The 25,435-nt window shown below is 54.0% G+C and carries 23 protein-coding genes; 5 read left to right on the plus strand and 18 right to left on the minus strand.

The features are described from left to right. Nucleotides 1–31: 31 nt before the first annotated feature. The 14 genes from AAE045_RS12280 to AAE045_RS12345 form a co-directional block, all read right to left on the minus strand. Nucleotides 32–550: a fimbrial protein gene (locus AAE045_RS12280; protein ID WP_455547970.1), complete on the minus strand. Its 519-nt coding sequence runs from the start codon at nucleotides 548–550 to the stop codon at nucleotides 32–34. 486 nt (nucleotides 551–1,036) lie between these two features. Further along, on the minus strand, nucleotides 1,037–1,585 hold the full coding sequence (locus AAE045_RS12285; protein ID WP_455547971.1) for a tyrosine-type DNA invertase: 549 nt from the start codon (nucleotides 1,583–1,585) through the stop codon (nucleotides 1,037–1,039). A gap of 608 nt (nucleotides 1,586–2,193) precedes the next feature. After that, nucleotides 2,194–2,928, minus strand: coding sequence for an SDR family NAD(P)-dependent oxidoreductase (locus tag AAE045_RS12290; protein ID WP_455547972.1), 735 nt, complete (start codon nucleotides 2,926–2,928; stop codon nucleotides 2,194–2,196). A 4-nt stretch (nucleotides 2,929–2,932) separates the two neighbouring features. Next, a complete protein-coding gene (locus AAE045_RS12295) occupies nucleotides 2,933–3,181 on the minus strand; it encodes an acyl carrier protein (protein WP_455547973.1) in 249 nt (82 codons plus the stop codon). Between the two features lie 10 nt (nucleotides 3,182–3,191). Next, entirely contained in the window at nucleotides 3,192–3,992 is an 801-nt protein-coding gene (locus tag AAE045_RS12300; RefSeq protein ID WP_455547974.1) for a MaoC/PaaZ C-terminal domain-containing protein, read from the minus strand. Next, nucleotides 3,989–5,245: a beta-ketoacyl-[acyl-carrier-protein] synthase family protein gene (locus tag AAE045_RS12305; RefSeq protein ID WP_455547975.1), complete on the minus strand. Its 1,257-nt coding sequence runs from the start codon at nucleotides 5,243–5,245 to the stop codon at nucleotides 3,989–3,991. Before AAE045_RS12305 ends, AAE045_RS12300 begins: the two co-directional genes overlap by 4 nt. Next, a complete protein-coding gene (locus AAE045_RS12310) occupies nucleotides 5,238–6,638 on the minus strand; it encodes an efflux transporter outer membrane subunit (RefSeq protein ID WP_455547976.1) in 1,401 nt (466 codons plus the stop codon). Before AAE045_RS12310 ends, AAE045_RS12305 begins: the two co-directional genes overlap by 8 nt. A gap of 2 nt (nucleotides 6,639–6,640) precedes the next feature. Then, nucleotides 6,641–8,593, minus strand: a complete 1,953-nt coding sequence (locus AAE045_RS12315; RefSeq protein WP_455547977.1) for an ABC transporter permease — start codon at nucleotides 8,591–8,593, stop codon at nucleotides 6,641–6,643. Beyond that, on the minus strand, nucleotides 8,586–9,755 hold the full coding sequence (locus AAE045_RS12320; RefSeq protein ID WP_455547978.1) for an efflux RND transporter periplasmic adaptor subunit: 1,170 nt from the start codon (nucleotides 9,753–9,755) through the stop codon (nucleotides 8,586–8,588). The genes AAE045_RS12315 and AAE045_RS12320 overlap by 8 nt, the downstream gene beginning before the upstream one ends. 1 nt (nucleotide 9,756) lies before the next feature. Beyond that, nucleotides 9,757–11,895 carry a peptidase domain-containing ABC transporter gene (locus AAE045_RS12325; RefSeq protein ID WP_455547979.1) on the minus strand — a complete coding sequence of 713 codons (2,139 nt, stop codon included), beginning with the start codon at nucleotides 11,893–11,895 and terminating at the stop codon, nucleotides 9,757–9,759. A gap of 18 nt (nucleotides 11,896–11,913) precedes the next feature. Next, entirely contained in the window at nucleotides 11,914–12,861 is a 948-nt protein-coding gene (locus tag AAE045_RS12330) for an ABC transporter (RefSeq protein WP_455547980.1), read from the minus strand. Beyond that, entirely contained in the window at nucleotides 12,861–13,535 is a 675-nt protein-coding gene (locus AAE045_RS12335) for a DsbA family protein (protein ID WP_455547981.1), read from the minus strand. The genes AAE045_RS12330 and AAE045_RS12335 overlap by 1 nt, the downstream gene beginning before the upstream one ends. Nucleotides 13,536–13,674: 139 nt before the next feature. After that, a complete protein-coding gene (locus AAE045_RS12340) occupies nucleotides 13,675–13,863 on the minus strand; it encodes a DUF4762 family protein (protein WP_455547982.1) in 189 nt (62 codons plus the stop codon). A 465-nt stretch (nucleotides 13,864–14,328) separates the two neighbouring features. Next, a complete protein-coding gene (locus AAE045_RS12345; RefSeq protein WP_455547983.1) occupies nucleotides 14,329–15,924 on the minus strand; it encodes an ABC-F family ATPase in 1,596 nt (531 codons plus the stop codon). Between the two features lie 232 nt (nucleotides 15,925–16,156). Here AAE045_RS12345 and ldtB point away from each other — a divergent pair, with 232 nt between their 5' ends. From ldtB to sanA, 5 genes are all read left to right on the plus strand, one after another. Beyond that, nucleotides 16,157–17,077, plus strand: coding sequence for a L,D-transpeptidase (gene ldtB / locus AAE045_RS12350; RefSeq protein WP_455547984.1), 921 nt, complete (start codon nucleotides 16,157–16,159; stop codon nucleotides 17,075–17,077). Nucleotides 17,078–17,290: 213 nt separating this feature from the next. Beyond that, a complete protein-coding gene (locus AAE045_RS12355; protein WP_455547985.1) occupies nucleotides 17,291–17,692 on the plus strand; it encodes a CidA/LrgA family protein in 402 nt (133 codons plus the stop codon). Further along, the gene (locus AAE045_RS12360; protein ID WP_455547986.1) at nucleotides 17,689–18,384 is read left to right on the plus strand and encodes a CidB/LrgB family autolysis modulator; all 696 of its coding nucleotides are present in this window, start codon (nucleotides 17,689–17,691) and stop codon (nucleotides 18,382–18,384) included. The genes AAE045_RS12355 and AAE045_RS12360 overlap by 4 nt, the downstream gene beginning before the upstream one ends. Nucleotides 18,385–18,514: 130 nt before the next feature. Further along, complete coding sequence (gene cdd / locus AAE045_RS12365; RefSeq protein WP_455547987.1) at nucleotides 18,515–19,399, plus strand: cytidine deaminase; 885 nt, start codon at nucleotides 18,515–18,517, stop codon at nucleotides 19,397–19,399. Between the two features lie 131 nt (nucleotides 19,400–19,530). After that, complete coding sequence (gene sanA, locus AAE045_RS12370; protein ID WP_455547988.1) at nucleotides 19,531–20,250, plus strand: outer membrane permeability protein SanA; 720 nt, start codon at nucleotides 19,531–19,533, stop codon at nucleotides 20,248–20,250. Nucleotides 20,251–20,370: 120 nt separating this feature from the next. On the opposite strand, the gene mglC is transcribed toward sanA, so the two are convergent. The 4 genes from mglC to galS all read right to left on the minus strand — a co-directional run bounded on the left by mglC (nucleotide 20,371) and on the right by galS (nucleotide 25,316). Further along, nucleotides 20,371–21,381, minus strand: a complete 1,011-nt coding sequence (gene mglC, locus AAE045_RS12375) for a galactose/methyl galactoside ABC transporter permease MglC (protein ID WP_202302906.1) — start codon at nucleotides 21,379–21,381, stop codon at nucleotides 20,371–20,373. Nucleotides 21,382–21,401: 20 nt separating this feature from the next. Continuing rightward, the gene (gene mglA / locus AAE045_RS12380) at nucleotides 21,402–22,919 is read right to left on the minus strand and encodes a galactose/methyl galactoside ABC transporter ATP-binding protein MglA (RefSeq protein WP_455425154.1); all 1,518 of its coding nucleotides are present in this window, start codon (nucleotides 22,917–22,919) and stop codon (nucleotides 21,402–21,404) included. Nucleotides 22,920–23,002: 83 nt separating this feature from the next. After that, nucleotides 23,003–24,001 carry a galactose ABC transporter substrate-binding protein gene (gene mglB, locus AAE045_RS12385; RefSeq protein ID WP_455425155.1) on the minus strand — a complete coding sequence of 333 codons (999 nt, stop codon included), beginning with the start codon at nucleotides 23,999–24,001 and terminating at the stop codon, nucleotides 23,003–23,005. Nucleotides 24,002–24,293: 292 nt separating this feature from the next. Further along, a complete protein-coding gene (galS, locus tag AAE045_RS12390; RefSeq protein ID WP_455547989.1) occupies nucleotides 24,294–25,316 on the minus strand; it encodes an HTH-type transcriptional regulator GalS in 1,023 nt (340 codons plus the stop codon). Nucleotides 25,317–25,435 lie beyond the last annotated feature (119 nt).

Genomic DNA, 25,435 nt, shown 5'->3' on the forward strand with positions numbered 1-25,435 from the left:
TTAGCGACCTGAAAATCAGGCCGTATTTCCGTTACGGATAAACAATAGTGAAGTTGGTTACCGCGTTGGCCACACCTGGGGTAACGTCTTTAGCTAACGCATAGTAGCGTGCGGTGAAGTTAAGTTTATTATCACCTGTCGTCAGAGCGAATACGGATGAGTTCTGATAGAGATTGATGACGTTGTTATCGTTGTCAGAGATCTGAATACCGACGTTGGTTGCCTTACCGGCATCATTATTGAGCGCCAGCACGGCATCGTTCCCCGGCACCTGCGTTCCATCAAAGCGCACCATCGCTGCCTTAACGCCTTCCGGACACTCATTTATCTTGATAATAAATTGTTTTGCCCCTGCCGTTGATCCTGCTTCGTTAAAGGCCGTGGAGGAAATTTTCCCCAGATCAACGGTCTGATCCTTCGATGCTGTATCAATCTTACAGGCAGTACCAGTAATGGAACCTGTAAAATTGACGGTGCCATCAGCAGCAAAAGCAGCTGAAGAAACCATCGCACCTGCAAATAACCCAACAGCCAGAAGACTTTTTTTCATTTTTCCTTTCACCTTTATAAATTCATCGACGCACATGTGTGTGCATGTTTATTTCAGGCATAAACTCATGCCATCCCTGCTATTTAGTTCATGAAAAAAAGGAGGGTGGATCTATTTTCAAAACCCATCAACGCCTTTCAAAAAAGATTCATTTTGAACTAAAGTGACTCCTTTAGTTTTTATCACCAGATAAGTATCAATGTCCCCTCACCGATAAAATTTAACGCTTAGAATGGTGAATAATCAGAATTATGTTTTGTCGAGCGGAGACGTTATAATTTGGTTGTAGAAGTGTTACTCCCTGAACAGGAAAATTCCCGGATTCTTTCAGACTTAACAAGAGCACGTTTAACATAGGTATCAATTTGTTTTGTAAGGCATTTAAAGATTAAGTCGCAATTACTGGAACGAGTATATTGACATGCTTTTAAGGCAAAACTAGGATGATGACACTTTAGTTCAAAGTGACTCCTTTTCTCTATTTCCCTACCAAACTTCTTTAAATCTTCTGGCATTACTGGCGGTGTACAACACCGTATTTTGTATATTCCTGTGCCCCAGATAATCCTGTATTAATCGGGTGTCAATGCCTCTGTCGGCCAGCGCAAAACCACAGCCGTGGCGCAGCATATGAGGATGGGCATTAACCTCGAGATTCGCCGCTTCGCTATAATTTCGAATAAGCTTATAGATCCGCTGACGCGAAAGGCGCGTCCCGCGATTTGAAAGAAACAGCCACTCGCTGTCAGACCCGCGGTAGCCCTTGCGCTTTTCAAGCCAGCGGGACAGGCACTTACGCTCGCGGGGGTACAAAGGATGTATCGTTGAAAAGCCGTTTTTCAGGCGGTGAATAAAGATATTTCCCCCTTCAATATCAATGTCCGCCAGCCGCCAGTTGATGATTTCACTTACCCGGCAGCCGTGCGTGAAGCACATGGAGATCAGACAGTAGTCACGTTCAGGGTCTTTACCTTCACGAGCTGCCTCAAGGAGTTTATCCACTTCTGAAGGGGTCAGGTGTTTGCGATTTTTCATATTGCCTCTTTATGAAATTTACTGGAGAGTTATGTCATTTCTAAGCAGAACAGAAACACGTTAAATCCATTTTAAGAACCCTGCGGTTCCTGAATAAATTATAGATAACCATTGGGTATTAGTGGCGAAGATACTGACATAAATTCCATCAGGCGCCTATGTCAAAACAATTCAGCGCCCTATAAAAAACATAAAATCACATCCGGGCAGAGTGTAAATTCTCATCTTCAGAAGGTAATAAATGCTTAAATTAAGCAACATTATTCACTCATTCCTCTGAATATTACCGAATGTCGTTGATGCATAATGTCCGCATATTCTTGCTTTCAAACGTACAATCTCTGCCGTTGTCCTGGAATAGAGAGACATCATTAACCCATTATAAATGGTGATTAATATTGCATAACAAAGCCTGGCCACAACAAAATTCTTTTTCATGATTTTTATACAAGAATTATCTTAGCTATAAACATAAAATGTCATTTATTCCGGGCCTGAATGTGGCGGTCCTGAGAAGGTGAAAGCGAACGCAGCGGTTTTTGGTAAACAGGAGCAAAAAAAAGAGCGTGGAAATCACGCTCTGCGAGGATTAAAACGGGATAACAGATTCAGACGGTCAGGCCGCCGTCGAGTACGATGCTTTGCCCCGTCATATAGCTGCTCTCTTCGCCAATAAGAAAGGCCACGCTCTGCGCCACCTCTTCAGGGGTGCCAAGGCGGCGCATGGGAATCATTTTATGCAGCGACTTTATGGTCCGCTCAGGCATGGCCGCAGTCATGTCGCTTGCGATATACCCCGGCAGCAGGCAGTTGACGCGTATGCCGAAACGGCTCAGCTCCAGCGCCAGCGACCTGCTGAGCCCAAGCATCGCGGCCTTGCTGGCACCGTAGGCCGTCTGGCCGACGTTGCCTTTAATCGCGGTGGCGGAGGACATCAGCACCATCGCCCCTTTCCCCTGCTCAACCATGGCCGGTAACAGGTACTGATTCCAGTAAAACACCGCGTTCAGATTGGTTTCCAGCACCCGGTTCCAGCTTTCTGCCTGCTGGTGGATATGCAAACTGTCCTCGGTAATACCGGCGTTGTGCACGATCCCGTATGGCGCGCCATATTCGGCCAGTAGTTCCATAGCCACTCCTCTGACCGTTGCAGGTGCGGTTCCGTCACAGCGCACATGTTCGACCCGACCGGGCAACGCGCCGCAGGCGCGAACAACCTCGTCGCTGTCCTGCTGCTGGCTGCGCCATGTGAATACAACGTTCCAGCGCTGCGCCAGTTTTTTAACCACTTCGCGGCCAATGCCCCGGCTTCCGCCGGTCACTAAAATCCATTCTTTTTCCATAGCGCTACCGCTTCTCACCGACCAGCAGATGACAGAGATCGCTCAGCGTCATGTTCGGATGCTGCATAAACAGCTCCGCGGTCAGCGTAAAGCCAAACACACGCTTCGCCAGCACCATCAGTTCCACATAGTCCAGGCTGTCGAGCTTAATCTGCGTCAGCGCCATAGTAGGTGACAGTTCATCACGCTCTAAATCTTTGGCATCACATAACATTTCACAAACGAGTTCATACGCTTCCTGATAAGTTTTCATCTTTATTTCCTTATTGATTAAATTGCTGATTCAGCGGCCTGATACGGAACGTTGCGGCGGTAGTCAGCAGCAGATCTCCTTCAGGTGCCCATCCCCGCAGCACGGCATGAACCACCAGCCCCTGCGGCAGACTGCCGATAATTTGAGAGGGCAGCACGGAATAGTGAAGCCGTCGGAGGGGCCGGGGATGTAAAAGCGAGGCACTAAAATGGACTTCGTAATGTGTCTGAATAACGCTATAAAGCGTGAAGAGATCGCTGACCCGCCAGGCGGGATGACAAGCACTGTCTGTTCCGCTGATTTCCCCGGCCAGCGTCGAGGAAGCAAGCATGCGCTGAAACAGGACGGCATCGAGAAATCCCCAGCGTCCGACCGGCGACATCGCCTCGCCGGGATAAAGCAGGAGCGGCGTTTCCAGGTCAGCGGTCTCGCAATCGTAGGGGAGGATCGTTTGATCCGGGGCCGAAGCCGAAAAAAGCCGGGCGCTAACACAGCAGCTTTCTTCATCGACGGTCACCAGCCGGGCCTCAACTCCCCCGGCCTTATCCGCTAACGACAGTCGGTATGGAGTGCCGCACGCAAGCGGCTTGCGCAAACGCGCGCTAAAGCGATAAAAATCGCCCTGCGGTTGGCTGTTCAGCAGCCTTTCAGTCAGCGCGCTTTTGACATCCAGCATCGCGCGCATGCCGTGCACTATGACGCCCTTACACCCCATGGAACGGGCAAATTGTTCGTCAAAATGTATCGGGTTGTTATCGCCTGAAAAACCAGCCCATTGCCGGGCGTCCTCCTGCTGCCAGCTAACTATCATGGTTCATCCTTACCGATAACCAGCACGGCGTTGGCGCCGCCAAATCCAAAGCTGAGATTAAGGGTGTTGTGCAAAGTCAGATGGCGATGCCCCTCGGGTACATAATCCAGATCGCACAACGGGTCGGGAGCGTTGAGGTTGTGGGTAGCCGGTACGCACTGATGCTCCAGCGCCTGCAGGCAGACGATCGATTCAAAGCTGCCCGCCGCAGCGATCAAATGCCCCGAATAGGATTTGGTACTGGAGATGGGGACAAGCCGCGCCCGGTCACCAAAGACCTCTTTTATTGCCTCAGATTCATTAACATCATTCATCGGCGTAGAGGTGCCGTGCGCATTGATATAGTCGATATCAGCAGGATCTAATCCTGCCTGTTCCAGCGCCCGTCGTATCGTTTTTACGCGGGCGACTTTATCCTCCGCCGGGGCACTAAAATCAAAAGCATCTGAGTAATTCCCGTAGCCTTTTATCTCGCCAAATATCTTCGCACCGCGGGCCAGGGCCGATTCCCGGTCTTCCAGACATAGAACCGCAGCGCCTTCGGAAAGCACAAAACCATTACGATCGAGACTGAAAGGACAGCTGGCTTTGGTGATATCTTCAGCCTCGCTTGCCAGCGCGCCTAATACATCAATATTCCACACCGATGCTGAAGTCCGCAGTGATTCTCCGCCGCCCGCCAGCATCATTTTCGCGCGTCCGCTGCGGATAACCTCAAAGGCATCGCCAATGGCGATTGTTCCCGTCGCACAGGCGGCTATTGGCGTATTTTGATAGCCGCGCAACCCCCAATAGAGGCTACAGGCAGCGGTTGCCACGTTTGGCATCGAAATGAAGCAGCCAAACGGCGATCCCAGTTTGCTGCGCAGATACTCTTCGTAATTAATTTGGGTTTCATCCTGCCCCGCCCAGCCGGTGCCGATGATCGTGCCGCAGTCCAGCAAATCGTAGTAATCAGCGGGGGTGCCTTCCGGGAACGCCATCGCCATTGCCTCTCTCGCAGAAGACAGCGCCAGACGAGCAAAGCGGGGCAGCCGTCGGCGAATTGCAGCCGGTACGGTTTTCAGGTCTGGCTCCTGGTTCACTACGCCGAAATAATGGGATTTGATGCCCATCTCACGCCAGTCGTAATACTGGTAGCCAGGCCGATAATCCATGATTGCCGCCCAGCTCTCTTCGGCGCTCATCCCAAGGGGGGTCACTGCCCCGTAGCCGGTAACAACCACGCGCCGTGGCACAGAAGGTTTATTCATCATGAAGTCCTTTATCATCGTTAATATCGCGGGCTCCCCCGCCAAGGGCGAGCCACAATTTCATCGTGGCGTTGAGGTAGCCGTACTGCAGCGCAGAAATGCTGACCTTGCTTCTCAGTAACGTATCCTGTGCATCAAGCAGGGTCTGGAACGACACCGCGCCCGACCGGTACTGACTTTGTACAATGTCCAGACGCCGCAGGCTGAGCTGTAAATCCTCGAGCTGATGCTGACGCTGCCGCGCGTAGCTGAGCCGCTCGGCCTGGGCGTTATCAACGTCCGCCAGCGCGTTGTAGACCGCGCTGCGAAAATCAATTGCCGCCTGCTGTACCTCTATGTGTGACTTTGCCACCGTCAGCTGCACGGTATTCCATTGAACGAACGGCAGGGCGACTGCGCTGCCGACGCTGCTGACAGGGTTAGTGAACCACTGGTTAAAAATGGCGCTTCCTGCGTTCAGTGAAGCGCTCAGTGAAAGAGTGGGCCAGAAGCTCAGCCGGGCCGCATCCGATCCCGCAAGCGCCGCCCGAAGCCGCCACTCTGCCGCCTTAACATCGGGACGCCGTGCGAGCGCCGCGACGGGTAAAGACTGAACAACCGGAATATCCTGGCGGGGATCGAGCGATGTCCGTTCCGGCTGGCGGTTCAAAGGAGAGGTATTGAACAAAATTGCCGTTGCGTTGCGGGCGCGCTCGCGTTGCTGTTCATAATCGCTGAGCTGGTTCTGCCGGCTCAGCAACGTCTGGCGGGCCTGCAGCACATCGGTCTGCCCCACGGCACCGGCGGCATAGCGGGCTTCGGCCAGCTGCAAAGTCTGCTGAGCAATAACGATGCTCTCCCGCTGGCTGGCAATGTTCTGGTTCAGATTGGCTATCTGCCAGTAAAAATCAGCCGTGGTGCCAATGAGCGTTAAAGCCGTATTCTGACGATCTTGTTCTGACGCCTGGACAAGCCACTGCGCCTGCTCGCGTGCGCGGGCCAGCCTGCCCCATAAATCCAGCTCGTAGCTAAGCGAAAGCGACGAGCTGTAGCTTTCTTCGGGCGTCCTGTTTTGCCTGAGGTTGCGGCTGTTGTTGGCATTCGCGCCCACCGAGACGTCCGGCGTTGCGTTGGTGTCCGTCAGTCCGGCTTCAAGCCGGGCAAGCTGGAGCTGAAGCCCCGCTTTCGCCAGATCGTTATTGCTGACCAGCACGGCGCTAAGCGTGCGGGATAGCAACGGATCCTGAAAGTTATCCCACCAGTGCGGGGTATTCTGCAGCCAGCCCGTTCCGCTCTCTTTCAATCGCCACTCTGGCGGCACGGAAAGCATCGGCCGTTGATAATCGCTTTTTAGCAGGTTGCCGCATCCGCAGAGCACGACGACCGTGAGAGTGATGACAATCAGCCTGTGCATGTTCATTCCCGGGCCAGCGCCTGGGTTGGGTTAAGGCGGGCGGCATTGCGTGCCGGGAAAAAGCCAAAACCCAGGCCAATAAGCGCCGAGAAGCCAGAGGCCAGCACAATCGGCGGCCAGGTAAAGACCATGGTAAATTCGCTTGTTAGCCAGGAAAAAATTTCCCCGGCCAGGATCGACCCGCCAATGCCGGTCAGCCCGCCGAGCGTGCAGATAACGACGGCCTCTACCAGAAATTGCCGCATGATGTCGCCGGGCCGGGCACCCACGGAGAGGCGTATGCCGATTTCATGCGTGCGCTCGGTCACGGATACCAGCATGATGTTCATTACCCCAACGCCCCCCACCAGCAGAGAAATCCCGGCGATAGCCGTAATCAGCAGGCGCATCGAAGCGGACGCTTTCTCGACGGCGCGGGTCATCTCATCGTCGCTAACAATGAAGAAGTCACGCCGACCGTGCTGCAGTTCGAGGCGCTGCTCTGCATCTCGCTGCGCCTCAACTAAAGGAAAACCGTCTTTAACCCGAAGCAGGATGGCCTCCAGCGGCATTTCTCCTGACATGCGTACCAGCAGTGAGGTATAGGGCAGCCAGGCAGCAGGCATGCCACCGCTGGATCTAGCGCCTTTTGGTTTTGCAACTCCTCCCACGCGAAACGGCACGCCAGCTATTTGCACGATCTCGCCAACGGCCCGATGTACCGATGTAAACAATGTTTTCGCCAGTTCGGCGTCGAGAATAACCACGGCTTCGTGCCGATCCAGATCGCGCTGGGTGAAGCCGTAGCCCGCCTGGAAATCAAGCCCCTGAACCCGGAAGAAAGCGTCGCTTACCCCCGTTATCGACACCATGACCTCTTTACCGCCGTGAATGACTCGGGAAAATTTTTTGACCGTCGGGGAAAGGCTATCGACATAAGGCGCCTTAGCGAGCAGGGACAGATCTTCAAGCCTGAGGGAGCGTTCAAAATCCGGACGAGGTTTGTCCCATCCCAGACCGGGACGAATCTCAAGCGTTGATGTGCCTAACGCACTTATTTCTTTGAGTATTTGCTGACGGGCACCCTCGCCTACTGCTATCGACGAAACCACTGAAGCAATGCCAATAATAATCCCCAGCATGGAAAGAAACGCCCGTATCCGGTGCCCCAATAGCGCCCGCCACGCCATCAGCATCGCCTCTTTAATGCTGCGCCAGAACGGTGCCCGACCGGTTGTCCGAGCAGCCGGCATCGCAGGAGACGCCGTCGGATCCTGATGGCTATTGTTGGAACAGTCGTTCACGATTGAACCATCGCTGATTTCAATGATGCGCTGCGCCTGGTCTGCAACATCACGATCGTGCGTAACAATAATGATGGTGTGCCCGGCCTGGTGCAGCGCGTGCAGGATCCCCATGACTTCCTGCCCGCTGCCGCGATCCAGCGCGCCCGTTGGTTCGTCGGCCAGAATAATTTCCGCGCCGTTCATTAAGGCACGCGCAATACTCACGCGCTGCTGCTGTCCGCCTGAGAGCTGGGCCGGTTTGTAATTCATACGGGGCTGCATGCCCAGGCGCTGCAGTAAATACTCCGCGCGTCTTTTACGCTCTGCGGGAGACATTGCGGTATACAAAGCGGGGATAGTCACGTTTTCCGTCGCGCTGAGATAGGGCATCAGATGATAGCGCTGGAAGATAAAGCCAAGATGGCGGCTGCGCAGCCGGGCCAGCTCGTCATCGCTGGCGTGCCGGATTGCCAGGCCGTTGATGCGCATCTCTCCCGTGGTCGGCTTGTCCAGACAGCCGATGATATTCATCAGCGTGGATTTGCCCGAGCCGGAGGCGCCAACGATTGCCACCATTTCTCCACGGCGGATGGTCAGGGAGATATCTTTCAGCACCACGGCGCTTTCCGTACCCGAAACAAAGCATTTTGAGACGGCCGTAAGGCCAATCAGCACGTCAGAATCAGGCATTTACATCCTCCTTCTGCACCGCTATTACCCGTTCGCCCTCCTTCAGCCCCTCCAGCACTTCAGCATACTGACGATCGTTGACGCCTATTTTTACCCAGCGCTCGGTCACCCTGCCGCCCTGCTGAACCTGCACCTGGTAACGATCTTTATCCTGCTGCCTGCCAAGGGCGTTCATCGGCACCCGCAGCGCATTTTCCGCACGGGCGGTGATGATGAAGACCTGCGCGGTCATTGAGGTACGCAGACGACGGTCCGCGTTGCCGATTGAGAAGATGCCGTTGTAGTAAACCGCCGACGCCTGCTGGGCGCTGGCGCTCTGGCTTTCGGTTTGCAGCGCCTCGTCCGGGGCCTCCTGCAGCGATCCCATTACGCTTTGATACCGCTGTTCAGGATCGGAGACGACGTAAAACCACAGCGGCTGCCCCGGTCGGACTTTAAGAATGTCCGTTTCCGAAATGCGCGTGTGCACGGTCATGGTGTCGATATCCGCCAGCACCAGAATGGTGGGCGCGGTCTGCGAAGAGACAACCGTCTGCCCCTCTTTGGTGACGATGCCCAGCACTTCTCCATCCATCGGGGCGAGAATTTGGGTGTAGCCCAGATTCGCTTTTGAGGTTTCAAGCGCCATCTCTGCCTGCACGATTTGCGCGTCGTTCACCCGCAGCTGAGCGGTCTGCGTCTCATACTGCGCCTGCGCCTTTTCAACATCGCTCTGCACCGCTGCGCCGTCCCGGGCCATCCTGCGCTGGCGTTTCAGCTCCAGCAGATACTGGCGGAGCAGCGCCCGTGAGGCCTCTTTCTGCGCCTGCGCGCTTTTCAGTTCAGCCTCGGATTTGCGCAGCTCATTTTCCTGAAGCGTAGGATCTATCGATGCCAGCAGCTGCCCGCGCTTTACTCGGTCACCCGGTTTGACGTACAGACGTTTGAGCTGCCCGTTTACCTGGGCACCGATATTCACCTGCACCGCGGGTTTAAGAATACCGGTTGCCAGCACGGTGCTTTCGATAGTGCCACGCGTTACCGCTTCGCCGACGTTCAGCAGCGGCTCCCCACCGTCCGAAGAGGCGGCGAGCCAGACACCGTAACCGGCCAGGATTAACAATATCCCGGCGCCCGCCGCAATCGCCCTTCTGCTGTGTTTGCCGATCCTTATAGCCAGCATTTCAAAACGCTTCGGCCAGTTCAGGGGAGGCCGCGCCGCTATTAGCCAGCTTCAGGTGTCCCTCCTTCATGTGGTACACCTTATCAAACAGCGGTAATGCATTTTCTCCGTGCGTGACAATAATCAGGGTCTTGCCGTATTCCCTGCAGTGGGCAAGCAGAGTTTCGATAACCTGCCGTGCGGTTTCTTCGTCAAGATTAGCGGTGGGCTCATCGAGCATAAGAATCGGGCGATCGCTGTACATGGCGCGGGCCAGCAGCAGGCGCTGACGCTGACCCAGAGAGAGCGCCGCATGGCTCTCACGGATTAACGCGCTCTTGCCACCGGGTAAAGCAGCAATGACCGACGCCAGCTGTAAGCCCTCAAGAGATTTATCAATACGGCTCAGCCTGCCTTCATCAACTTGCCCGTCGAACAGCGTGATATTCTGCAGTACCGAGCCGTTAAACAGGATGTCTTCCTGGCTTTGCAGGAAGAGCAGGCGCTGAAGCTGTTCACAGGAAGCGACCTGCCCATCAATAACCATTTCACCCTGCTGGCAGGGTAAAAGCCCCGCCATAACCTTCAGCAGGGTGCTTTTTCCTGCACCAGACTCCCCGACGATAGCGATCTTCTCCCCCGGCTTTATGTCGAGCGTAATACCATGCAGCACGGGACGCGCAGCCTCCCAGGCGAAAACAAGGTGGCGATAGCTCATTCCCCGGGCGAAGCAAATTTTTGGATAGTGCATGCCAGCCTGCTTTCCGCCCGGCTCATTCGTCGGGAAGAGATCCCGCGCCCGGGTATCAATCACGTGCAGCTGGTTCTTTTGCAAAATCGCAAAAAAAATGCGCGTGATATAACCGGTGAATATTTCCCTGACGAAGCTATAGGCAAAAAACTCCCCCATGCTCAGCCTGCCGCTTTGCAGCAGCGGCAGCGCCAGCAGCATAAAGAACACCATTTCCAGGCTGCTAATCAGCTGATAGACGCTGCTTTTGCCCTGTTCATAAATTTTCTGATTCTGAAAGCTGGTGAAAAAAGCCTGTGCGTGAAGCGCGAAGGCCGTCTTGCGGATGCTTCCAAGCCCGGCGGATCGGATTGTAGAAAAGCCCTGGATGGATTCAAGAATGAATTCGTTTTGCGCAGCGCCAAGCGCCTGCAGCTGCTGCGTATAAAAACGGTCACGATAGATAGCCCAGACGCTGACCATCCCCATCAGCATCACCCCGATTGCCGAGACCATTGCCAGCAGCGGGCTCATATAGCACATCACGCCCAGCGCGATAGCCCCCACAATCCAGTCCGTTCGCAGCCCGTTATCCAGCTCAATCTTCTGGGTGGCGGCAATCTGCCAGCTGGCGAAGCGGCTGAAAATTTCCCCCGGCGCACGCTTATCGAAGAAATTTAACGAATTGCTGAGCAGTCGGGAAAATCCCGCGACGCTGCGGGACAGAGCAAATCGCTTGATATAGCGCTCGGTGACGATGCGCACGATGAGAGCCAGGCTGGTCGATGCGGCAAAAGCCAGCAGGTACATCAGCCAGGGAAACGCCTGCGGCTTCGCGCTGGAATAAACATCGTTGATGGCGCTGCCAACCATCATCGGCATGATAAACAGCGTTAATGAGATCAGAAAGGCCAGCGCCATCAGCCTGTAAATACCCGGCTGACTCGCCGTTTCTTTTAAACTCAGGCACGCCAGCGCGCTGAGACGTTTACTTTTTGCCACGCGACGCACGGCATCTTCATCCGGCTGGGTTTCCGTATCCAGCACCAGCGCGAAGCCGCTTATCTCCAGCTTCAGCGCTTCTACCGGCAAAAGCTGCTGGCCGATAGCGGGATTCATTACGCAAACATAGTTCCCTTGCCGATAGGCCAGAAGTACGTAATGGTTGGCCCCGTAGTGCAGAATGGCGGGCAGCGGCAGAGAAGCCAGCTCGCCGTGTTCAAAAGAAATCGGGTAGGCTGGTATGGCAAGCTCATTGAGGATGTCATAGAGATTGACCAGGGACATACCGTGCTGGGACGCGGGGAAGCGCTCACGCAGAGCTGTCAGCGTGACGTCAATGCCCTGCGTCTCGGCCAGCATGGCGATACAGGCCAGTCCACATTCGTTGGTTTCACCCTGGAACACCTGGGTGGGGATAATCTTTTCCATGATAATGAGTAACTCCCTTTATTCATTAATGAAATAGAGTGAGTGAGCGTGCCAGAGCATCCAGTCGTCCGGGTGCTGACGAATGGCTTTCTCAATGATTTCTGGCAGCAACGTTTTTAGCTTCCTCGCCGGAACGGGCGGCTCAATATGCAGCTTTAGCTTTCCGTCGTGGTACAGGTGATAAAAAACAACCTGAGCACCAAGCATTCTCGCCACGCGCAAAATACCGCTGTGCAGATTGGCGGGACGCTCAAACAGGCGGCAGGGCAGCTTGGCCGTGGAGTCATGGCTGGCATTGACGGTAAAATCAGGCGTGATATCCGGATAAATCATGATGTTGCGGCGGTTTTCTGCCGCCTCCATGACGGCGCTCATCAGGTTACCGGCGATTTCCCGGTTATCATCGTGAATGGAGCAATAATCCAAATCTATGCCACCAAGCGCACGCGTCTGCTGCTGATACTCATCAGCTCTTGAGGAGACAATGACGGTAGTTTTGCCGGGCGTTACGCCCGCGCCAACCATCGCCACTAACACATCCGACACCATATGCAGCGGAGCGAGAATAACGGGAGTACCGGATTCATGCAGAGGGGCGACAACCTCATCAAGCTGCTGACGGCATGCGGCCAGCTCGGCCAGGGCCTGACGGTTTTGCCCCCACATGACCCCCAGCTCCAGCACCTTGCGCCGCAGCGTAAACCCGACATAATCCAGCGTTTCATCATGGGCGAGCAGCGAACGCTTATTGGCCGTAGCGACGCACGCCCGGGCTTTTAAATGTGGATCGATAAAGGGCAAGCGGTAGATAACACGCGCCAGCCTGAACAAAACGCGGTAATGGAAATGACGCAGCAGCAGGCAGGCCAGCATACGGCGGACCTGCCAGACTTTTGCTATACGCTGCGCTCCGGCATCAGCGGCATTGCACCAGGCCAGATAGAGCCACACGATGAAATAGCGCATTACCGATCCAGGGGCTTATCATGCTGGAGGAGTGACATCAGCTGCTTAGAGAAAGTTGGAAAGTCACCCTCCTGCTGAGCGAGCCATTTTTTCCCGACGATAAAAGTTGGCGTGGCATTGATGCCATAGTATTGGCTGACCTCAGTCATATAGGTCAGCATAGCCTCGCGTTCGGGCGACTGGCTCGCTTTAAGATATGCCAATCGATCGATACCGTTTTGTAGCAGCCACTTCTCAAGCTGCGTTTCGTCTGCCAGATTAATATTTTCTTCCAGAATGGCTTTATAAGCCTGTCCACGATACTGCGCCTCAATCCCCATCACGCTCAGCGTGGCAAATACGGAGGCATAACTGGCCAGCCCGCTAAGAGCCGGCGTACTGAAATGCAGGCGAATCAACTTTGCCGTTGGTGGCAGCTGCTGTTCGAACCGCGAAATATCCTTTTCACTTACCGCACAGTAATGGCAACCATATGAGATTATTTCAACGATTGTGTTTTCTTCTTTTATTGGGCTGCCAGCAACCTGCGCCTCAGGGATTTTTTTAAGAACTTGTTCTTGATCTTCAACAGCGCTGCCAAATACGAACAGGTGAAAATAACCGGTAGTTATCAGTGCCGATACAATAATAAGGAAAAGAGAATAAAATATAATAGACAGGCGCGTTTTAAGCATGTTATTCATCCTGAATCACCGGGGACAACCAAGGGTATAACGAGTATATTAATTGCCGGGGAATAATACTTTTTGAAATACAGAAATTAATAAACGGGTGCTTATAAAAAACACCCGTAGAAAAGATAATCCGGTTGGGTTAGCCCGCCTGCTTACAGAAATTTACAGCTGCAGCATCGTATTTCTTGTAAACCTTACCTGTTTTATCGGTACAGGTTTTAACTGCATAACAGCCTTGCTGGCCTGCTACAATCGCCAGTTCATAAGAATCGATGCAAGAAGTACCACCCACAACCGCCGCCGCTTCTGTCATATTTAATTTTTTCATCATAATTCCCTTATAATTGAGCTCAAAATTTTTGCATTCCTGCCTACAGATATTACCTCGTGCGCTACCGTTCTCCGATTGCCTTAGACATTATTAATCTCGCCGGCAAGAACAAGTAAGACAATACATAACATCTGTAAAACGCAGCGAGAATAGCGTTCACCTGACGACAGATCAATAGCCCCCACACGAACAGAGCACCGCGACATGAGCAGATTACGCCCATTATTGACCGGATAATTCTTGATAATTATTTGGCATAATCTTAATTGCCAGCAATAAGACGCGGTAATTAAAAAATAGTGAGCAGGATATAACTAAGCTTTAACCTTTGAAAAATGAGAATGCATTTTATGAAGTAAGGAGCTTTAGTTTAAAAATCATGTTCAGACAAGCCCAAAACGAAAAAAATCTCCGCCACGTGACGTGGAGGAGATTCATTAAAGCAGGGATCAGGGCTGCTGCTTAGCCGTCAATACCTTTACTGCGCAGGTAATCTTCATACCCACCGGTAAAGTCGATAACGCGCTCTGGGGTGATTTCGACGACGCGGGTAGCCAGGGAGCTGACGAACTCACGGTCGTGGGAGACGAATATCAGCGTGCCGGGATACATTTCCAGCGCCATGTTCAGCGACTCGATGGATTCCATATCCAGGTGGTTTGTAGGTTCATCCATGACCAGCACGTTCGGACGCTCCATCATCAGCTTGCCGAACAGCATGCGGCCCTTCTCACCGCCGGACAGCACCTTAGCAGGCTTTTTGATGTCGTCCTGGCTGAACAGCAGACGGCCAAGAATGCTGCGCACGGCCTGCTCGTCATCGCCTTCCTGCTTCCACTGGCTCATCCAGTCAAACACGGTCAGGTCGTTTTCGAATTCGTATTCGTGATCCTGCGCGTAGTAACCGATCTGCACGTTCTCGGACCATTTAACCGTTCCGGCATCCGGGGTCAGTTCGCTCACCAGAGTCTTCAGGAAGGTCGTTTTACCCACGCCGTTGGTGCCCAGCACCGCAAGCTTCTCGCCTACTTCCAGCAGCATGTTAACGCCTTTGAACAGCGGGCCTTCGTCGAAGCCTTTAGCCAGCCCTTCCACTTCCAGCGCGTTACGGAACAGCTTCTTGTCCTGCTCGAAGCGGATGAACGGGTTCTGACGGCTGGAGGCCTTCACTTCATCAAGCTTGATTTTGTCAATCTGACGGGCGCGAGAGGTAGCCTGGCGGGATTTTGATGCGTTCGCGCTGAAGCGGCTGACGAAGGATTGCAGGTCGGCAATCTGCGCCTTTTTCTTCGCGTTATCGGACAGCAGGCGCTCGCGAGCCTGGGTTGCTGCCGTCATGTATTCATCGTAGTTGCCCGGATAAACGCGCAGCTCGCCGTAGTCCAGATCCGCCATGTGGGTACAAACCATGTTCAGGAAGTGGCGGTCGTGGGAAATGATGATCATGGTGCTGTTGCGCTCGTTGAGCACGGTTTCCAGCCAGCGAATAGTGTCGATGTCGAGGTTGTTCGTCGGTTCATCGAGCAGCAGAATGTCCGGATTAGAGAACAGCGCCTGCGCCAGCAGCACACGCAGCTTCCAGCCCGGTGCGACTTCGCTCATCGGGCCGTAATGTTGCTCAACCGGAATGCCGACGCCCAGCAGTAATTCGCCAGCACGCGCTTCGGCGGTGTAACCGTCCATTTCGCCGTATCTGGATTCCAGATCGGCCACCCGGTAGCCGTCTTCCTCGCTCATCTCCGGCAGCGCATAAATGCGGTCGCGCTCTTCTTTTACTTCCCAGAGTTCGGCGTGGCCCATGATCACCGTATCGAGCACGGTAAATTTCTCAAAGGCGAACTGATCCTGGCGCAGCTTACCGATGCGCTCGTTAGGATCGAGAGAGACGTTACCCACGGTTGGGTCGAGATCGCCACCGAGGATCTTCATAAAGGTGGACTTACCGCTACCGTTAGCGCCAATCAGGCCGTAGCGATTGCCGCCGCCAAATTTGACGGAGATGTTTTCAAACAGCGGCTTACTGCCGAACTGCATAGTGACGTTACTGGAAACTAGCACAGAGATGTCCTGATAAATGAGGTGTGTAATTTGTGATATCTGCCACATTATGCCATAAGTGCGGGCGTGGATCGCGTTGCTTGTACGCTGTCTATAGTTTAATCGATATGAAAAAAATGTGATTTCAGCCACATCTGATTTCCCAGACTGATGGAATGCACATATAATGCGCGGCTGAACCGTACCTGATACTCAACTAACTAGCCTGTCTGGCCATAAATACTACGCACACATGAATATGAAAATACGCACAATTTTACTGGCATTTGTGGCTGCGGTGTCTTTCTGCAAAACAGCCTCTGCCGTGACTTATCCTCTGCCTACCGATGGCAGCCGTCTGGTGGGTCAAAACCAGGTGATTACCATCCCTGAAGGTAGCACCGCGCCGCTTGAAGAGTTCGCGGCGCAGTACCAGATGGGCCTGTCTAACATGCTGGAAGCCAACCCGGGCGTTGACCCTTATCTGCCGAAAGGCGGCACCATCCTGAACATACCTCAGCAGCTGATCCTGCCGGATACCGTTCATGAGGGTATCGTTATCAACAGTGCTGAAATGCGCCTCTACTACTACCCGAAAGGCACCAACACGGTCATCGTGCTGCCAATCGGTATCGGCCAGCTGGGTAAAGACACCCCAATCAGCTGGACCACGAAAGTAGAACGTAAGAAAGCAGGCCCGACCTGGACGCCTACCGCTAAAATGCACGCGGAATACGCAGCGGCGGGTACGCCACTGCCAGCCGTTGTGCCAGCCGGCCCGGACAACCCTATGGGCCTGTACGCGCTGTATATCGGTCGCCTGTATGCTATTCACGGCACCAATGCCAACTTCGGTATCGGCCTGCGCGTGAGCCACGGCTGCGTGCGCCTGCGTAACGAAGACATCAAGTTCCTGTTCGAGAATGTACCGGTCGGTACTCGCGTGCAGTTCATTGATGAACCTGTTAAAGCAACCGTAGAGCCGGACGGCACCCGTTACATTGAGGTGCATAACCCGCTGTCGACTACCGAGGCGCAGTTCAACTCCGGTGAAATCGTGCCAATTACGCTGAAAGATAACGTAACCGCGATCACCGCCCAGCCTGACGTAGACACTAACGTTGTGGACCAGGCGATTCAGAACCGTTCCGGTATGCCGGTGCGTCTGAACTAAACGACGCTTTAGTATGTTGGATGACGCTGACGCTTATCCAGCCTGCGCAAACCGTTAAAGGCGACCTTCGGGTCGCTTTTTTATTGCCTGCGGTCAGGCATCCCGGAACCTTACTTTCGGGAATATTTGGTATGCTCATAAGTCATGATGTGATCGGTAGCACAATTTTAGATTTAATTGTATGATGAATGCGTTTCTTAAGGGGTCATCTCCATGCGTAACTCGCTCACCGTAATCTGGCAGTTTCTGAGATCGTTTATTCTGATTTACCTGTGCTTATATGCCGGTATCGCCCTCTCCTCCGTGCTGCCGATTGCCATTCCCGGCAGCATTCTTGGCATGCTGATTCTGTTTGTGCTGCTCTCCTTACAGATCCTTCCCGCAAAATGGGTCAAGCCCGGCTGCCATCTGTTTATTCGTTATATGGTGCTGCTGTTCGTGCCCATCGGGGTTGGCGTTATGCAGTATTTCGACGTGCTGCGCGCGGAGTTCGCGCCGATTATCGTCTCCTGTACGGTGAGCACGCTGCTGGTCTTAGTGATCGTGAGCTGGAGTTCCCATCTGGTGCACGGCGAACGCAAAGTGATAGGTGAAGCGGAGGGCGATCAAAAATGATTCATTATATCTGGTGGTCCCTGCCGTTAACCCTGATCGTGTTTTACGGCGCGCGCAAGCTGGCGGTTCGCTTCCCTACACCGCTGCTCAATCCGCTGCTGGTCAGCATGGCCATCCTCATCCCCTTCCTGATGCTCACCGGCATTCCCTACGAGCATTATTTCCAGGGGTCGAAGGTGCTTAACGATCTGCTGCAGCCCGCGGTCGTGGCGCTGGCCTTCCCGCTCTATGAGCAGCTCCACCAGATCCGCGCGCGCTGGAAATCTATTATCACCATCTGCTTTATTGGCAGCCTGGTGGCGATGATTACCGGGACGAGCATTGCGCTGATGATGGGTGCGCCCGTGCAGATCGCCGCCTCTATCCTGCCTAAGTCCGTCACCACCCCGATCGCTATGGCCGTTGGCGGCAGCATCGGCGGCGTACCGGCGATTAGCGCCGTCTGCGTTATCTACGTCGGCATTCTTGGCGCCGTGCTGGGCCATACGCTGCTGAATATCATGCGCATCAAAACCAAAGCCTCACGCGGGCTGGCCATCGGCAGTTCGGCGCACGCGCTGGGCACCGCCCGCTGCGTGGAGATGGATTTCCAGGAAGGGGCGTTCAGCTCGCTGGCGCTGGTCATCTGCGGGATCATTACCTCGCTGCTCGCGCCGTTCCTGCTGCCGGTGATCGTGTCGCTCTTTGGTTAAAACTTGCGAGAGATCGCGCATTTTCAGTTTTTATTTCATCTGTTGCATTTGCAATTAGATACCGATCACATATAAAGCCTTATAAGCACCGTAAACTACGGTTCCATAACCTGATATGAGGCTCAGATAGATGCGTTCTCGTTTTGATGCTGCTTTTGCACAGCTCCCGGCTTCGCTGCAGGCCGCTCTGCTTCCCCTGCTTGCCGAAGACCACTTCCCGGCCATGTTTAGCGCGCAGGAAGTGGAGGCGATAAAGCACCAGGCCGGTCTGGATGATGATGCGCTGGCCTTCGCCCTTCTTCCTCTTGCAGCCGCCTGCGCGCGCGCGGCAATCTCCAGTTTTAACGTCGGGGCCGTTGCCCGCGGCGTGAGCGGCAACCTCTATTTCGGTGCCAACATGGAGTTCGCCGGGGCCACCATGCAGCAAACCGTCCACGCCGAGCAAAGTGCCATTACCCACGCCTGGATGCGCGGTGAAAAAGGTCTGGCTTCGATTACCGTCAACTACACGCCGTGCGGCCACTGCCGCCAGTTTATGAACGAGCTGAACAGCGGCGTGAAGCTGCAGATCAACCTGCCCGGCCGCAAGCCCGCCACCCTTGGCGACTATTTGCCGGACTCTTTCGGCCCGCGCGACCTGGCTATCGAAACGCTGCTGCTCGACGATCTGGACCACGGGTACAAAGCTGAAGGTGATGAAGTCAGCCAGGCTGCCATCGGGGCAGCAAACCGCAGCCATGCGCCTTACAGCAAAGCGCCTGCTGGCGTAGCGCTCGCCCTGCGCGACGGCAAAATCATCGCCGGCAGCTACGCGGAAAACGCGGCGTTCAACCCGTCCCTGCCTCCGCTTCAGGCCGCGCTGAACCTGCTTAGCCTGTCAGGCTATGAGTACGGCGACATCCAGCGCGCGGTGCTTGCCGAACGTGCTGATGCGCCACTGACGCAGTGGGACGCCACCGTCGCCACGCTTAAAGCGCTTGGCTGCCAGAATATCGACCGCCAGCTGCTGGCCTGAGTCCTGTTTGCGGGTGTACCCACACCCGCACTGCTGAAATTTACCTCAACCAAAACCGCTAATCTTGCTCTTCCCCCCCAGGTAAAGTAGCCTTGAGTAAAATTTCATCCAAACCACGAGTCCGTAAGTCCATGTTGAAGCGCTTGTTTTATAGCCTGTTAGTCCTCATCGGCTTGACTGCGTTGACTGCGCTTGCCCTCGACCGCTGGATGAGCTGGAAAACCTCCCCCTACGTCTACGACGAACTGCAGGACCTGCCCTATCGCCAGGTCGGCGTGGTGCTCGGCACCGCCAAGTATTACCGCACCGGGGTCATTAACCAGTACTACCTCTACCGTATTCAGGGCGCGCTGAACGCCTACAACAGCGGCAAGGTTAACTACCTGCTGCTGAGCGGCGATAACGCGCAGTCCAGCTACAACGAACCAAGAACGATGCGCAGGGATTTGATCGCCGGAGGCGTTGACCCGGCGGATATCGTGCTGGATTACGCCGGTTTCCGTACCCTCGACTCGATTGTGCGCACCAGGAAAGTGTTCGACACCAACGACTTCATTATTATTACCCAGCGTTTCCACTGCGAGCGCGCGCTGTTCATTGCCCTGCATGAAGGCATCCAGGCGCAGTGCTACGCCGTCCCGTCGCCGAAGAATATGCTGTCCGTGCGCATGCGTGAATTTGCCGCCAGGCTGGGGGCTATCGCCGATGTGTACATCTTTAAGAGCGAGCCGCGCTTTCTGGGGCCGCTGATCCCGATCCCGGCATTACATGAAGTGCCGGATGACGCCCAGGCGTACCCGGCAGTGACGCCGGAACAGCTGCTGGAGCTACAGAAGAAAGAGAAGAAATAACGCAAGGTGGGGATGTTTCGTAGGGCGGATAAGCCTGCGTCATCCGCCATATACCCGAGTTTGGGGCGGTGGATGACGCTGCGCTTATCCACCCTACAACGTGCAGGGTGGATTCGTTTCTTACTTCTTACGAGCGTACTTCAGTGAATCCAGGGCAACCGCGAAGATAATAATCGCGCCCTTGATGATGTACTGCCAGTAAGGGTTCACGCCGATATAGGTCAGGCCGTAGTTGATAACGGTGAAGATGATAACACCGGTCACCACGCCGACAACCGTCCCTACCCCGCCGCTGAACGACACGCCGCCTACCACGCACGCCGCAATCGCATCCAGCTCGTACATAAAGCCGAGGTTGTTGGTTGCCGAACCGATACGCCCCGCTTCCAGCATCCCGCCGAAGGCGTAGAACACGCCGGACAGCGCATAGATCATGATCAGGTTCAGGCCGACGTTAACGCCGGACACTTTCGCCGCTTCCGGGTTGCCGCCGATAGCAAAGATGTTTTTGCCAAAGCGAGTTTTGTTCCACAGCACCCACACGAACATCACCGCAAACAGCGCGTAGAACGTGATGTAGGAGAGACGGAACGTCCCCAGGGCGATGAATCCCTGGGTAAACGTCGAGAAGTTAGAGTCAAAGCCGGATACCGGCGACGCCCCCACGAAGTCGTAATACAGGGAGTTGATCCCGTAAACGATAATCATCGTACCCAAAGTGGTGATAAACGGCGTCACGTTCAGGTAGGCAATGATAATGCCGTTAATCAGGCCAATGATCGCGCCAACGGCACAGACAATCAGCAGCACCACCGGAATAGGCATGGTCGCCATATCCGGGAACACTTTATTGACGTTATCCATCGACTGCAGAAGCGTTGCCGCGATAACCGCCGCAAGGCCTACCTGGCGCCCGGCGGACAGGTCGGTCCCCTGGGTAACAATCAGGCCCGCCACGCCCAGCGCGATAATAATACGCACCGAAGACTGGGTCAGAATGTTACTTAAGTTCAGCAAGCTTAAAAACGTCGGATCCTGGAAAATAATAATCGCCAGCAGCACCAGCAAAACGACATAAATGCCGCCTTCTTTCAGATAAGTTAGAAAACTTTTCTTATTTAACGCACTCATTTTCAATAGCCCCTAAATTATCAAAGATGCACAGACGCAAGACGTAATATTTCGTTCTGCGTGGTTGTTTTAGTGTCTACAATTCCCGCAACGAGGCCATTGCTCATTACCAGAATACGGTCTGTAATCCCTAACAACTCCGGCATTTCGGACGAAATAATGATGATGCCTTTCCCTTTCTTAGCCAGCTCGGCAATCAGCTGGTAAATTTCAAACTTCGCTCCCACGTCGATCCCGCGCGTCGGCTCATCCAGCATTAAAATTTCCGGCTGGGTTAATAACCAGCGGCCAATAATAACTTTCTGCTGGTTACCGCCTGACAGCGAACCAATCGACGTGCGGTGCCCCGGCGTTTTCACACGCATGGAGTCGATAACCCACTGGGTATCGCTTTTCATACGGCTATTATCGAGCAGGCCTATTTTGTTTTTATAGTTGCGAATATTTGAAATCAGCGAGTTAAAGCCGATATCCAGGTAAGCATAAATGCCGGTAGAGCGGCGCTCTTCGGTCACTAACGCAAAGCCATGGTTAATCGCTTCGTTGGCGCTGTGGTTATTAATTTTTTTGCCGTGCAGAAAAATGGTGCCGGATGATTTTTCACGAATACCAAACAGCGTTTCCACAATGTCGGTACGCTTCGCGCCCACCAGGCCTGCAATCCCCAGGATTTCTCCTTTATGCAAATCAAAGGAGACATCGCGGATTGAAGGCTGACGCAGCGAGGTCAGGTTACGCACCTCCAGAATCACTTCCCCCGGCACGTTGGACTTGTCCGGGAAGCGCTGGTTCAGGGAGCGGCCAACCATCATGGAGATGATTTTATCCATGTCCAGCCCTTCCAGCGGCTGGGTGGCGATCCACTGTCCGTCACGCAGAATGGTAATTTCATCGCACAGCTGGAATATCTCTTCCATTTTATGGGAGATATAAACGATGCCGCAGCCACGCTCTTTTAATTTACGGATAATTTTAAAGAGGTGGTTGACTTCTTTTTCCGTCAGGGAGGACGTTGGCTCATCCATAATGACGATTTTGGCGTTATAGGAAAACGCCTTGGCAATTTCGATCATCTGCATTTGTGATACGGAAAGCGTGCCTACGCGGGCGCGCGGATCGATATCAATATCCAGCTCGTCGAAAATGTCTTTTGTGTCGCGGTACATTTTATCCTGATCGACAAATACGCCCTTGGTTGGGTAACGCCCCAGCCACATATTGTCCATCACGGTACGTTGCAGGACCAGGTTCAGCTCCTGGTGCACCATGGAAATACCGTTCTCCAGCGCCTCTTTCGTGCTGTTGAAATTAACTTCCTGTCCCTGAAAAAGAATACTGCCGGAATCCTTACTGTAGATCCCAAAAAGGCATTTTAATAATGTGGATTTACCCGCCCCGTTCTCACCCATTAAGGCGTGAATGGAATGAGGGCGAACTTTCAAATTGACATTATCGAGTGCCTTAACGCCGGGGAAAGACTTGTTGACGTTGGTCATTTCCAACAAGAATTCAGGCGTCGCTGTTTGATTGCTGACCATAGTTATACCTGGCTGCGAAAGTGTTGCTGAGCGTAAGGCCTGCCCGGGCGGCGGTTTGCCCGGGCAGAACTGTCTGACTTATATTATTTGTTTGAGAACTGCGCCAGGTTGTCTTTATCAACGCCGACGTAAGGAATACGCACGATCTTGTTTTCAATCTTCCAGTTCGTGCCTTCTGCCGCAGGTTTACCCGCCGCCAGGTTTTTCGCCAGATCGAAGGTGGCTTTCGCCTGGTTGTTGGCATCGTTCAGCACGGTACCGGCCAGCGCGCCGGATTTAACCAGCGCCAGCGCTTCAGGCAGGGCATCCACGCCGAAGACCGGAATAGATGATTTGTTGTGTGCTTTCAGCGCTTCTACCGCGCCCATTGCCATCGCATCGTTGTTGGCGATAACCACTTCGATTTTGTTAGCGTTCGGGCCGGACATCCATGCGTCCATCTTATCTTTCGCCTGGGCGGTGTCCCACATCGCGGTATCTAACTGCAGCTGCTGGGTTTTCAGGCCCTTGGTGTTCAGCTCTTTGATAACGTAGGTGGTACGGGCTTCAGCATCCGGGTGGCCCGGCTCGCCTTTGAGCAGCACGAACTGAATCTGACCGTCTTTGTTCAGATCCCAGGCCGGGTTTGCCGCCCAATGTTTCGCAATCAGGTCGCCCTGAATGATACCGGACTCTTTAGAGTCGGTGCCCACGTAGTACGCTTTATCGTAGCTATCCAGCGCCTTACGTGAAGGTTCTTTGTTGTAGAAAACAATCGGGATGTTCTGGCCACGGGCTTTTTCAATGACCGTGCCTGCCGCTGCCGGGTCAACCAGGTTGATGGCCAACGCCTTCACGCCTTTCGCCAGCAGCACGTCGATCTGATCGTTCTGCTTGGACTGGTCGTTCTGGGAGTCGTTCATCAGCAGCTCAACGTCCGGGCTTGCTTTAGCGTCTTTCTCAATGGCTTTGCGCACGACTGACATGAAGTTATCGTCGTATTTATAGATGGTCACGCCGATACGGGTATCAGCAGCGTGAGCAGCCGTGCCAAACAGCATGCAGGACATAACGGCGGACAGGGTCAAAACCTTCTTATTCATGGTATCTCCGGTTTTTTTGCAGGGTAGTTCTGAGTGAGCTTCAGGCAGGGCAGTAATGTTATGAAAACGTTACTGAATGCCGAAAATTATCCTAAAAAAATAAGCTTCCGTGTTCTGTAACGATCCTGTACTGCATTTTATGGCTGGTTTTTGGCTTGATACCTATAGTGAAACCGATTAATCACCGTTACATATAGTTTCAGCCTATAAAACGCTGACATCATAGACAGCGTTATGTTAATTAACTGTGAATTTACTCACAGATTGAAACCGGTTACATCAAAGTCTTTAATCAGAGAGTGATCGGCCCCACAATTTGCTTTGGCGAGACGGAATGACGACGCACCAGCGTCGGCATAAAACAGTGCGTTGCCGCAGCGTCTATGGTCCCCGCCGCCCCCTGCAGCGCCAGCTCCGTCGCCAGACGGGCCATTGAAACGATGGGATAACGTACGGTGGTCAGCTGCGGGTCCGTGTAACGGGCAATGGGAATATCATCGAAGCCGATGACTGAAACATGATGCGGCACGACAATGCCGTTATCTTTCAGCGCCGTCAGCGCGCCCGCCGCCATGCTGTCGTTATAGGAAAACACCGCGCTGAGCTGCAGATTGCGCCCGAGCAGCTCAACCATGGCCGCCTCGCCGCCCTGCATATCCGGCGACCCCACGCCAACCCAGCTTTCCGGAGCCGCAATCCCCTGCTCTGACAAGCCGCGCAGCCACCCTTCCCGGCGCTGATCGTTATCTTCAATGTTGTGGCTGGAGGCCAGATAGCCGATGCGCTGATGCCCCTGATTGAACAGCATGCGAGTGGCCATTAAAGCCCCGCTCACGTTGTCGAGGCCGACGCAGCGGTGCGCGTAGCCCGGCACGATGCGGTTGATCAGCACCATGCCTGGGATATGCTCAAGGAATTCGGCAAGCTCTTCGTCGCTCAGCGCCTTAGCGTGCACAATCAGCGCGTTGCAGCGCTGGCGGATAAGCACCTCAATGGCGTGACGCTCTTTCTCTTCCTGGTGGTAGCTGTTGCCGATCAGCACATATTTGTTGTGCTCCTGAGCCACCACGTCCACCGCTTTAACCAGCGCGCCAAAGAAGGGGTCGGAAACATCCATCACCACCACGCCGATGGTGTCGCTCACCTGGGTAGCAAGCGCCTGGGCGTTGGCGTTAGGGCGATAGCCGGTCTGGGCCACGGCCCGCATCACGCTTTCACGCGTCTCCGGGCTGACCAGCGCGCTGTTGTTCAGGACGCGGGAAACGGTCGCCACGGAAACACCGGCAATGCGTGCAACGTCACGGATGGTGATCATGGTTGTCACCGTGCGGATGATGTGTCGGTTTCATAGCGGAACCCTGTATTTGGCAAGGTGGCTATTCTGGCAGCGAGTCGGGGCGGGTTTACGTGAAGAGGATCACACTCGTGAAAACG

It is taken from the genome of Dryocola clanedunensis, from assembly GCF_038405435.1.
Taxonomy (GTDB): Bacteria; Pseudomonadota; Gammaproteobacteria; order Enterobacterales; family Enterobacteriaceae; genus Dryocola; species Dryocola clanedunensis_A.

Excerpts from the sequence above, each read along its gene's own strand:
- AAE045_RS12280 (WP_455547970.1), bottom strand. The coding sequence starts at position 550 with ATGAAAAAAAGTCTTCTGGCTGTTGGGTTATTTGCAGGTGCGATGGTT.
- AAE045_RS12285 (WP_455547971.1), bottom strand. The coding sequence starts at position 1,585 with ATGAAAAATCGCAAACACCTGACCCCTTCAGAAGTGGATAAACTCCTT.
- AAE045_RS12290 (WP_455547972.1), bottom strand. The coding sequence starts at position 2,928 with ATGGAAAAAGAATGGATTTTAGTGACCGGCGGAAGCCGGGGCATTGGC.
- AAE045_RS12295 (WP_455547973.1), bottom strand. The coding sequence starts at position 3,181 with ATGAAAACTTATCAGGAAGCGTATGAACTCGTTTGTGAAATGTTATGT.
- AAE045_RS12300 (WP_455547974.1), bottom strand. The coding sequence starts at position 3,992 with ATGATAGTTAGCTGGCAGCAGGAGGACGCCCGGCAATGGGCTGGTTTT.
- AAE045_RS12305 (WP_455547975.1), bottom strand. The coding sequence starts at position 5,245 with ATGAATAAACCTTCTGTGCCACGGCGCGTGGTTGTTACCGGCTACGGG.
- AAE045_RS12310 (WP_455547976.1), bottom strand. The coding sequence starts at position 6,638 with ATGCACAGGCTGATTGTCATCACTCTCACGGTCGTCGTGCTCTGCGGA.
- AAE045_RS12315 (WP_455547977.1), bottom strand. The coding sequence starts at position 8,593 with ATGCCTGATTCTGACGTGCTGATTGGCCTTACGGCCGTCTCAAAATGC.
- AAE045_RS12320 (WP_455547978.1), bottom strand. The coding sequence starts at position 9,755 with ATGCTGGCTATAAGGATCGGCAAACACAGCAGAAGGGCGATTGCGGCG.
- AAE045_RS12325 (WP_455547979.1), bottom strand. The coding sequence starts at position 11,895 with ATGGAAAAGATTATCCCCACCCAGGTGTTCCAGGGTGAAACCAACGAA.
- AAE045_RS12330 (WP_455547980.1), bottom strand. The coding sequence starts at position 12,861 with ATGCGCTATTTCATCGTGTGGCTCTATCTGGCCTGGTGCAATGCCGCT.
- AAE045_RS12335 (WP_455547981.1), bottom strand. The coding sequence starts at position 13,535 with ATGCTTAAAACGCGCCTGTCTATTATATTTTATTCTCTTTTCCTTATT.
- AAE045_RS12340 (WP_455547982.1), bottom strand. The coding sequence starts at position 13,863 with ATGAAAAAATTAAATATGACAGAAGCGGCGGCGGTTGTGGGTGGTACT.
- ldtB (WP_455547984.1), top strand. The coding sequence starts at position 16,157 with ATGAATATGAAAATACGCACAATTTTACTGGCATTTGTGGCTGCGGTG.
- AAE045_RS12355 (WP_455547985.1), top strand. The coding sequence starts at position 17,291 with ATGCGTAACTCGCTCACCGTAATCTGGCAGTTTCTGAGATCGTTTATT.
- AAE045_RS12360 (WP_455547986.1), top strand. The coding sequence starts at position 17,689 with ATGATTCATTATATCTGGTGGTCCCTGCCGTTAACCCTGATCGTGTTT.
- cdd (WP_455547987.1), top strand. The coding sequence starts at position 18,515 with ATGCGTTCTCGTTTTGATGCTGCTTTTGCACAGCTCCCGGCTTCGCTG.
- sanA (WP_455547988.1), top strand. The coding sequence starts at position 19,531 with ATGTTGAAGCGCTTGTTTTATAGCCTGTTAGTCCTCATCGGCTTGACT.
- mglC (WP_202302906.1), bottom strand. The coding sequence starts at position 21,381 with ATGAGTGCGTTAAATAAGAAAAGTTTTCTAACTTATCTGAAAGAAGGC.
- mglA (WP_455425154.1), bottom strand. The coding sequence starts at position 22,919 with ATGGTCAGCAATCAAACAGCGACGCCTGAATTCTTGTTGGAAATGACC.
- mglB (WP_455425155.1), bottom strand. The coding sequence starts at position 24,001 with ATGAATAAGAAGGTTTTGACCCTGTCCGCCGTTATGTCCTGCATGCTG.
- galS (WP_455547989.1), bottom strand. The coding sequence starts at position 25,316 with ATGATCACCATCCGTGACGTTGCACGCATTGCCGGTGTTTCCGTGGCG.